This is a genomic window from Mesorhizobium sp. M2C.T.Ca.TU.002.02.1.1 (assembly GCF_003997225.1).
On the sequence record NZ_RZTO01000198.1, the window covers coordinates 1 to 8,533 of the forward strand.

8 protein-coding genes and 1 riboswitch are annotated in these 8,533 nt (G+C 63.2%); of the genes, 6 read left to right on the top strand and 2 right to left on the bottom strand.

Annotated features, from left to right (window positions below; translation table 11 throughout):
• Positions 1 to 328, bottom strand: a 328-nt coding sequence (locus tag EOD07_RS13190; protein WP_164772222.1) for a LysR family transcriptional regulator, incomplete at its 3' end; no start/stop codon positions are given.
• 293 nt (positions 329 to 621) lie between these two features.
• Here EOD07_RS13190 and chvE point away from each other — a divergent pair.
• The 5 genes from chvE (at position 622) to EOD07_RS13215 (ending at position 6,396) form a co-directional block, all read left to right on the top strand.
• Positions 622 to 1,692: a multiple monosaccharide ABC transporter substrate-binding protein gene (chvE, locus tag EOD07_RS13195; RefSeq protein WP_040985857.1), complete on the top strand. Its 1,071-nt coding sequence runs from the start codon at positions 622 to 624 to the stop codon at positions 1,690 to 1,692.
• Positions 1,693 to 1,893: 201 nt separating this feature from the next.
• Positions 1,894 to 3,429, top strand: coding sequence for a multiple monosaccharide ABC transporter ATP-binding protein (gene mmsA / locus EOD07_RS13200; protein WP_127235762.1), 1,536 nt, complete (start codon positions 1,894 to 1,896; stop codon positions 3,427 to 3,429).
• Positions 3,426 to 4,718 (top strand): multiple monosaccharide ABC transporter permease, encoded by a 1,293-nt coding sequence (gene mmsB, locus EOD07_RS13205; protein WP_127235763.1) that lies wholly within the window; start codon positions 3,426 to 3,428, stop codon positions 4,716 to 4,718. The genes mmsA and mmsB overlap by 4 nt, the downstream gene beginning before the upstream one ends.
• Before the next feature lie 203 nt (positions 4,719 to 4,921).
• The gene (gene araD1 / locus EOD07_RS13210; protein WP_127235764.1) at positions 4,922 to 5,917 is read left to right on the top strand and encodes an AraD1 family protein; all 996 of its coding nucleotides are present in this window, start codon (positions 4,922 to 4,924) and stop codon (positions 5,915 to 5,917) included.
• A 26-nt stretch (positions 5,918 to 5,943) separates the two neighbouring features.
• On the top strand, positions 5,944 to 6,396 hold the full coding sequence (locus EOD07_RS13215) for a hypothetical protein (RefSeq protein WP_127235765.1): 453 nt from the start codon (positions 5,944 to 5,946) through the stop codon (positions 6,394 to 6,396).
• A gap of 10 nt (positions 6,397 to 6,406) precedes the next feature.
• On the opposite strand, the gene EOD07_RS13220 is transcribed toward EOD07_RS13215, so the two are convergent.
• The gene (locus EOD07_RS13220) at positions 6,407 to 7,501 is read right to left on the bottom strand and encodes a 2'-deoxycytidine 5'-triphosphate deaminase (RefSeq protein WP_127235766.1); all 1,095 of its coding nucleotides are present in this window, start codon (positions 7,499 to 7,501) and stop codon (positions 6,407 to 6,409) included.
• A gap of 116 nt (positions 7,502 to 7,617) precedes the next feature.
• A riboswitch (SAM riboswitch) is annotated at positions 7,618 to 7,695 on the top strand.
• 57 nt (positions 7,696 to 7,752) lie between these two features.
• Between EOD07_RS13220 and EOD07_RS13225 the strand changes: the two genes are divergently transcribed.
• Positions 7,753 to 8,533, top strand: a 781-nt coding sequence (locus EOD07_RS13225) for an aminotransferase class I/II-fold pyridoxal phosphate-dependent enzyme (RefSeq protein ID WP_127235767.1), incomplete at its 3' end; no start/stop codon positions are given.

Here is an 8,533-nt window from a genome sequence, read left to right on the forward strand (position 1 = left end):
TCTCGCGATCGGCCTCCCGCATCTCGAGCAGAATCGAGCGGGCGCGGCGGGCGAGCGCGTGGCCGTAAGGGGTCAGCGTCACGCCGCGCGGCAGCCGCTCGCACAACTTAACGTCGAGCACCGCCTCCATCTCGGCGATCATGCGCGAGGCGGCCGGCTGGGAGATGTTCATGACCTGGGCGGCGGCGCTCACCCGTCCGTGATCGTCCAGCACGGTGATCATGCGCATGTGGCGGAGGCTCAGGCCGCTGCGCTGCAGCGTCTCGCCGTCTCCCGGCAATTTCTCGTAACTCACTGAAATCGCACTAGGATCGCGCAATGCCGCCATGGAGTGAAGCCTCTCAGCCGGGTTTCTATCTGCCGTCCAAGCTATACCAGTTTCGATATAGCAACCAGCAAAGATCGCATTTGACAGTTATGTCAAAGGGACCCACCCTCCGTGCGTTCCGAGGCGCAGGGGTCGGCAACGAGCAAATTCGTATCGATTGAAACTGCGTCGCGGAGCCGATTGGGAGGATACCGGAGATCGATAAAGCCGACAGTGGCGCGCCAGCGCACCTGCTCGACTGCGCGGCCCGCGAAGCCCCGAGGTGTCGCGTCCATCAACCAGGGAGAGTAATCGTGAAGATCATCAAGACGCTGGCCGCCGTGGCGGCCCTTGGCATTGCCGCCATGAGCTATTCGGCGCATGCGGCCGACAAGGGCCTCATCGGTGTGCTGATGCCGACCAAGACCTCGCAGCGCTGGATCAACGACGGCGACGCCGTCAAGTCCCAGCTCGAGAAGCTCGGCTATACCGTCGACCTGCAATATGCGCAGGACGACATCCCGAACCAGCTCAGCCAGCTGGAAAACGAAATCACCAAGGGCCCGAAGGCGCTGATCATCGCGTCGATCGACGGCACCACCATGGCCGACGCACTGCAGAAGGCCAACGATGCCGGCGTCGTCGTCGTCGCTTATGACCGCCTGATCAAGAAGACCCCGAATGTCGACTACTACACCACCTTCGACAATTTCGGCGTCGGCGTGATCCAGGCGAACTCGCTGGTCAAGGGTCTCAAGGAGCGTTTCCCGAACACCAAGCCGTGGAACGTCGAACTGTTCGGCGGCTCGCCGGACGACAACAACGCCTTCTTCTTCTACAACGGCGCCATGTCCGTCCTGCAGCCGCTGATCGATGACGGCTCGATCAAGATCAAGTCCGGCCAGATGGGCATGGACAAGGTCGGCACGCTGCGCTGGCTCGCCGCCACCGCCCAGGCCCGCATGGACAACCTGCTTTCGGCCAACTACTCGGACGGCAGCCGCGTCGATGGCGTTCTGTCGCCTTATGACGGCCTGTCGCGCGGCATCACCGCCTCGCTGCGCGCCGTCGGCTACGGCACGGATGCCCAGCCCTGGCCGATCGTGACCGGCCAGGACGCCGAGACCGCCTCGGTCAAGCTGATCATCTCGGGCGAGCAGTATTCGACGGTGTTCAAGGACACCCGCGAGCTGGCCAAGTCGACCGTGGAACTGGTCGACAAGGTGCTCTCCGGCGGCAAGCCTGAGGGCCTCGACACCAAGACCTACAACAACGACGTCAAGGTCGTTCCCTCGATCCTCCTGACGCCGGTTGAGGTCGACAAGTCGAACTATCAGAAGCTGGTCGTCGACTCCGGCTACATCAAGGCCGAAGAGCTGAAGTAATTCAGTCTTACAGGAAGGGGTCCTGCGCGGCCGCAGGACCCCTTTTCGTTCAGAACCGACCCCGGTATTGTTTTTGCCGGCTTCTGCAGCGTCACGCGCCGATCCGGAACGCGAAGCCGCCCGCAGTATGTTGATTTTGCGCATGGGCCTTTTCCACAATCGATGCCGATTTGGGAGCCGTGCGCCAGGGAGCAGATCCTGATGGCCTCGACGATTTTGGAGATGCGCGACATCACCAAGACGTTCCCCGGCGTGAAGGCGTTGTCCAACGTCAATCTCAGCGTCGAGGAAGGTGAGATCCATGCCATCGTCGGCGAAAACGGCGCCGGCAAGTCGACGCTGATGAAGGTGCTGTCGGGCGTCTATCCGTCCGGCACCTATGATGGCCAGATCATCTTCCGCGGCCAGGAATGCAACTTCAAAGGCATCCACGACAGCGAGCATATCGGCATCGTCATCATCCACCAGGAGCTTGCCCTGGTGCCGATGCTGTCGATCACGGAAAACATCTTCCTCGGCAATGAGCATGCCAGCTACGGCGTCATCGACTGGGACGCCAACGAGGCGCGCACGGCCGCCCTGCTCAAGAAAGTCGGGCTCAACGAGGACCCCAAGACGCTGATCACCAATATCGGCGTCGGCAAGCAGCAGCTGGTCGAGATCGCCAAGGCGCTCAGCAAGGAAGTGAAGCTCCTGATCCTCGACGAGCCGACGGCGTCGCTCAGCGAAAAGGACAGCCAGGCGCTGCTCGACCTCCTGCTCGAGTTCAAGCGCCAGGGCATGACCTCGATCCTGATCTCGCACAAGCTCAACGAGGTGAACCGGGTCGCCGACAAGGTGACGGTGATCCGTGACGGGCGCACCATCGAGACCCTGCCGAGGAAAGATATCTCGGAAGACCGCATCATCACCTCGATGGTCGGCCGGTCGCTCGACGACCGCTACCCGCCGCGCGAGCCGCAGATCGGCGACGTCATCTTGGAAGTGAAGGACTGGTCGGTCTACCACCCGATCCACGCCGAGCGGCAGGTGATCAAGAACGTCGACCTCAATGTGCGCAAGGGCGAGGTGGTGGGCATCGCCGGGCTGATGGGCGCCGGCCGCACCGAATTCGCGATGAGCCTGTTCGGCCGCTCCTATGGCCGGCACATCACCGGCGAGGTCCTGCTGCGTGGAAAGCCGATCGACCTCTCCTCGGTGAGCAGAGCGGTGCAGAACCGCATCGCCTATGTCACCGAGGACCGCAAGACCTACGGCCTCAACCTCATCGACCACATCAAGCACAATGTGACCTTGGCCAATCTTGGCGGCGTTTCCAGCCGGGGCGTCATCGACGACATGCGCGAGATGAGCGTCGCCAACGACTACCGCAAGAAGACCAACATCCGCGCCTCCAGCGTCTATCAGCTGACCGGCAACCTCTCGGGCGGCAACCAGCAGAAGGTGGTGCTGTCGAAATGGCTGTTCGCCGATCCGGAAGTCTTGATCCTCGACGAGCCGACCCGCGGCATTGACGTCGGCGCCAAGTACGAAATCTATACGATCATCGCGCGCCTCGCCGCCGAGGGCAAAGCGATCATCGTCATCTCGTCGGAAATGCCTGAATTGCTCGGCATCACCGACCGCATCTATGTGATGAACGAAGGACGCATCGTCGGCGAAATGGCGGCAAGCGACGCCAGCCAGGAAAAAATCATGCGCGCCATCGTTCGGGGAGAAGGAAAAAAAGCATCATGAGCACAGACAGCGCTCCCGCGCCGCAGAGCGGCGTCGCCGAGGACATCAAGCAGGGACAGCGCGTCGCCGTCTCGGCGCTGACGACGAACCTGCGCGAATACGGCCTGATCATCGCGCTCATCGTCATCATGCTGTTCTTCCAGTACACGACGTCGGGAACGCTGTTCAAACCGGTCAATCTCTCGAATCTGGTGCAGCAGAACTCGTTCATCATCGTGATGGCGCTCGGCATGCTGCTGGTCATCGTCGCCGGCTATATCGACCTCAGCGTCGGATCGGTGGCGGGCTTCATCGGCGCGCTCGCAGCGATGATGATGGTGATCTGGCCGCTCGGCATATTCTCGAATCCGCTGGTGGTCTCGATCGTCTGCCTGATCGTCGGCGCGCTGATCGGCGCGGCGCAAGGCTACTGGATCGCCTATCACAAGATACCGAGCTTCATCGTGACGCTGGCCGGCATGCTGATCTTCCGCGGCATCTGCCAGGCGTTGCTTGGCGGCGGCTCCTCCGTCGGCCCGCTGCCGGACAGCTTCAAGGCGCTGAGCTCGGGCTTCATCCCGGATGGGATCGGGCCGCTCGTGCTGATCCCGCCGACGGTCAATGCCGCCGGCAAGACCATCGTCGGCAGCGGGCTGACGCTGCATATGACGACGATCGTGCTCGGGCTGATCGCGGTGCTTGCCTATGCCTATTTCGGCTTCCGGACGCGGCGCAAGCGCGAGCGTCACGGCTATGAGGCGGAGCCCTTCCCGCTGTTCGTCATCAAGACGCTGGTCGGTAGCGCGCTGGCGCTGTTCCTGGTCTTCCAGTTCGCAAGCTACCGTGGCCTGCCGGTCGTATTGCTGGTGATGGGCGTGCTGATCTCGCTGTTCGTCTTCGTCACCAAGCGCATGACCATCGGCCGCCGCATCTACGCCATGGGCGGCAACGCCAAGGCGGCGCAGCTCTCGGGCATCAACACCGAGAGGCTGACGCTGCTCGTCTTCATCAACATGGGCGTGCTCTCGGCGCTGGGCGGCCTGATCATCGCGGCCCGCCTCGGCCAGGCCGTGCCGGCCGCCGGTCTCGGCAGCGAGCTCGACGTCATCGCCGCCGTCTTCATCGGCGGCGCCTCGGCAATGGGCGGCGTCGGCCAGGTGATCGGCGCCGTGGTCGGCGGCTTCATCATGGGCGTGATGAACAACGGCATGTCGATCATGGGCGTCAATGTCGACTGGCAGCAGGTGGTCAAGGGCCTGGTGCTGCTCGGCGCGGTCATCTTCGACGTCTACAACAAGAACAAGGCTTAAGGGCCGGAAGCGAATTTAAGGAGGCATACGGGTTTCAGATCGCGAAGCTGCCGGCAACCCGTCGGCGTCAAGAAGTCCCGACAAGGACCAGGCTCGCGAGCGCAATCCGGACGAAGAATTTCAACCGTGGCGGGGATCGCTCCACGCCGCGCCGGGTAAGGCTTGCCGGCAGGCGGCCGACAAAATGAGAGAGGATTCGAAACATGCTGATCTCCCAGATCCTCGACGACGCCGAGACGATCCGCGTCGTCGCCCGCAACGGCGGCGGCAAGACCAGGATCATCAACGGCGCGCGCAGCGTCTATTCGCTGGCGATGGAGGCCGCGCGCACCGGCACAGGGCTCGAAGCGCTGATCGAGCGCAAAGGCTATGGCGAGACGGTCGATCTCGACGCCGCCTATAAGAGAGGCAGGCTGGTCTCGCCGATCAACCATCCGGACCCGGCGCATCTGCACCTCACCGGCACAGGGCTGACGCATCTCGGGTCCGCGGCGACGCGCGATTCCATGCACAAGAAGCTCAGCGAGGGCGGCGAGGAGGAGCTCACCGATTCCATGAAGATGTTCCGCATGGGGCTCGAAGGCGGCAAGCCCGACAAGGGGCAGGTCGGCGTGCAGCCGGAATGGTTCTACAAGGGCAACGGGACGATGGCGGTGGCGCCCGGCGCGCCATTGATGTCACCCGCCTTCGCGCAGGACGGCGGCGAGGAACCGGAGATAGCCGGCATCTATGTCATCGGCGACGACGGCGCTCCCTTCCGCGTCGGCTTCACGTTGTCGAATGAGTTTTCCGATCACGTCACGGAGCGGGTGAACTATCTGTTCCTCGCCCATTCCAAGCTGCGCAACGCCTCGTTCGGGCCCGAAATCCTGATCGGCGAGCTGCCGGCCGATATCCGCGGCGCATCGCGCATCTGGCGCGACGGCAAGCTTCTGTGGGAAAAGCCGTTCCTGTCGGGCGAAGCGAACATGTCGCACACCATCGCCAATCTTGAGCACCACCATTTCAAATATTCCGCCTTCCGCCAGCCGGGCGACGTGCATGTGCACATGTTCGGCACCGCGACCCTCTCCTTCGCCGACGGCATCCGGACCGAGGCCGGCGATATCTTCGAGATCGAAGCGCCGGATTTCGGCCTGCCGCTGCGCAATCCGCTGGAGATCGAAAGGCCGGTCAAGGTGGCAGTGAAAGCGCTGTGAGATAGCGCCAAGGGCCGGGAGACGACATGGACCGGAATCGGATCGGCACGGTATTGATGGGCCTGGTGCTTGCCTTCGCGTGCATGTCCTCCACGGCTCATAGCACCCCCAAATGCAGCCCGAAATCCTACAGCCAGGCCCGGTCGGCGATGACGAGTCGGCTTCTCGCCGCCGGTTACTCGAAACCGCAAGCAGGCTTTCTGATGCGCAACGCGGATCGTATGACCTCCACCCTGCGCGCCGACAGGCTGAACGACAAGGCCAAAGCCTGCGGTATCGATTCCGCGCGAGCCTATGTCCTCGGATGCCTCGACAAGCAGCTGTTCCCGTTGCAGTCCCGCACAAGCGCCTCGCTGGACGACGAGAAACAAACCAAAGGATTTTGGGGCAAAAAGCGCCTGACCATACGCGAGCTGTTGTTCATCAGCGAGTTCCACGGCTGCCTTGGCGCGGCGAAAGAATATCTATTTCGCGGCTGAGCGGCCGCGATCAGCGCGCCGCCTTGAAATGCTTGGAGAGCTTCAGGCCCTGCGCCTGGTAGTTCGAGCCGAGATCGGTGCCGTAAAGCGCCTGTGGGCGCTTCAGCATATGCTCGTAGACGAGACGGCCGACGATCCGGCCGTGGTCGAGGATGAAAGGCACCTCGTGGCTGCGCACTTCGAGCACGGCGCGGCTGCCGCTGCCGCCGGCGGCGGAGTGGCCGAAGCCAGGATCGAAGAAGCCGGCATAGTGGACGCGGAACTCGCCGACCAGCGGATCGAAGGGTGTCATCTCGGCGGCGTAGAGCGGCGGCACATGCACCGCCTCGCGGCTGACCAGGATGTAGAATTCGTCTGGATCGAGCACCAACTCGCCGGCGCCGCTCTTATAGATCGGCTCCCAGAAATCGACGACATCCTGCGCTGCGCGCTTGTCGACGTCGACCAGGCCGGTGTGGTGCTTGCCGCGATAGCCGACGAGGCCGTCCTTGTCGCCGTCGAGATCGATGGAGAGCGCGATGCCGCCGCCGGAAATGTTGGGCGGCTCGGTGGCGACCAGCATCTCGGCGCGGTGGAGGTCGCGCAATTCGTTCTCCGAGAGCACCGCGTTGCCGATGCGGAAGCGTATCTGCGACAGGCGCGAGCCGGCCCGCACGACGATCGGGAAGGTGCGCGGGCTGACTTCGAGATACAGCGGCCCGTGATAGCCGGCGGCGATCTTGTCGAACTCGTGGCCGCGATCGGTCATCACCCGGGTGAAGATGTCGAGACGCCCGGTCGAGCTCTTGGGATTGGCGGAAGCGGACACATTCGCGGGCAGCGCCAGGCTTTCGAGCAGCGGCACGATGTAGACGCAGCCGGTCTCCAGCACCGCTCCCCCGGTGAGGTCGATCTCGTGGAGCTTCAGCCGTTCGAGCTTGTCGGCCACCAGATGATCGGGACCCGGCAGGAAGGAGGCGCGCACGCGATAGGCCTTGTCGCCGAGCCTGAGATCGAGGCTGGCCGGCTGGATCTGATTGGTGTCCAGCGCGCGCGGCGACTTAAGCGCGTTCGCCTCGAACAACGCCGCGATGTCCTGATCCGGAAGAATGCCTGTCTGCCGCAAAGGCTGGCTCCGTTCACGAGGCCGGGCGAGGACTTTAGCAGGCTCTTGCCGCCCGGCTGGTACAAACCTCTTAATGAAGCCGGCAATTGACGCAAGCGCGGCGTGGGTCTAAAGGGTCGTTATCCCGTGGTGATTTGGCCGGTCGGCTTGCAGCCACGTTAAACAAGTCGCTAAAGGACCGTCGAGCCGCAAGGCTATATGGACCGGTTGCGACTTTCGCGGCCGGTTTTTTTGTGTCTGAAAGCAGGGCTATGAGCACCAAGAAGCGCAATTGGAAACCTCAGACGGCACTCGTGCATGGCGGAACGCTGCGTTCGCAATATGGCGAGACCGCCGAGGCGATGTATCTCACGCAGGGCTATGTCTACGAGACGGCGCAAGCGGCCGAAGCCCGCTTCAAGGGCGAGGAGCCGGGCTTCATCTATTCGCGCTACGCCAACCCGACCGTCGACATGTTCGAAAAGCGCATGTGCGCGCTGGAAGGCGCCGAGGATGCCCGCGCCACCGCCTCCGGCATGGCCGCCGTTTCCGCCGCCTTGCTCTGCAGCGTCAAGGCGGGCGACCATATCGTCGCGGCGCGTGCGCTGTTCGGCTCCTGCCGATGGATCGTCGAGACGCTGGCGCCGCGCTACGGCATCCAGGCGACGCTGATCGACGGCACCGACATCGCCAATTGGGAAAAGGCGGTAAGGCCGAACACCAAGCTGTTCTTCCTGGAAAGCCCGACCAACCCGACGCTGGAGGTGGTCGACATTGCCGCGGTCGCCAAGCTCGCCAATTCGATCGGCGCACGCGTCATCGTCGACAATGTCTTCGCCACGCCGCTGCAGCAGAAGCCGTTGCAGCTCGGCGCGCATATCGTGGTCTATTCGGCGACCAAGCACATAGACGGCCAGGGCCGCTGCCTCGGCGGCGTCATCCTGTCGGACAAGAAGTGGATCGACGAGAACCTGCACGACTATTTCCGCCACACCGGACCGAGCCTGTCGCCCTTCAACGCCTGGACGCTGCTGAAAGGCCTGGAGACGCTGC

Coding starts and splice junctions, on each gene's coding strand:
- mmsA (WP_127235762.1), top strand. CDS start 1,894: ATGGCCTCGACGATTTTGGAGATGCGCGACATCACCAAGACGTTCCCC.
- mmsB (WP_127235763.1), top strand. CDS start 3,426: ATGAGCACAGACAGCGCTCCCGCGCCGCAGAGCGGCGTCGCCGAGGAC.
- araD1 (WP_127235764.1), top strand. CDS start 4,922: ATGCTGATCTCCCAGATCCTCGACGACGCCGAGACGATCCGCGTCGTC.
- EOD07_RS13215 (WP_127235765.1), top strand. CDS start 5,944: ATGGACCGGAATCGGATCGGCACGGTATTGATGGGCCTGGTGCTTGCC.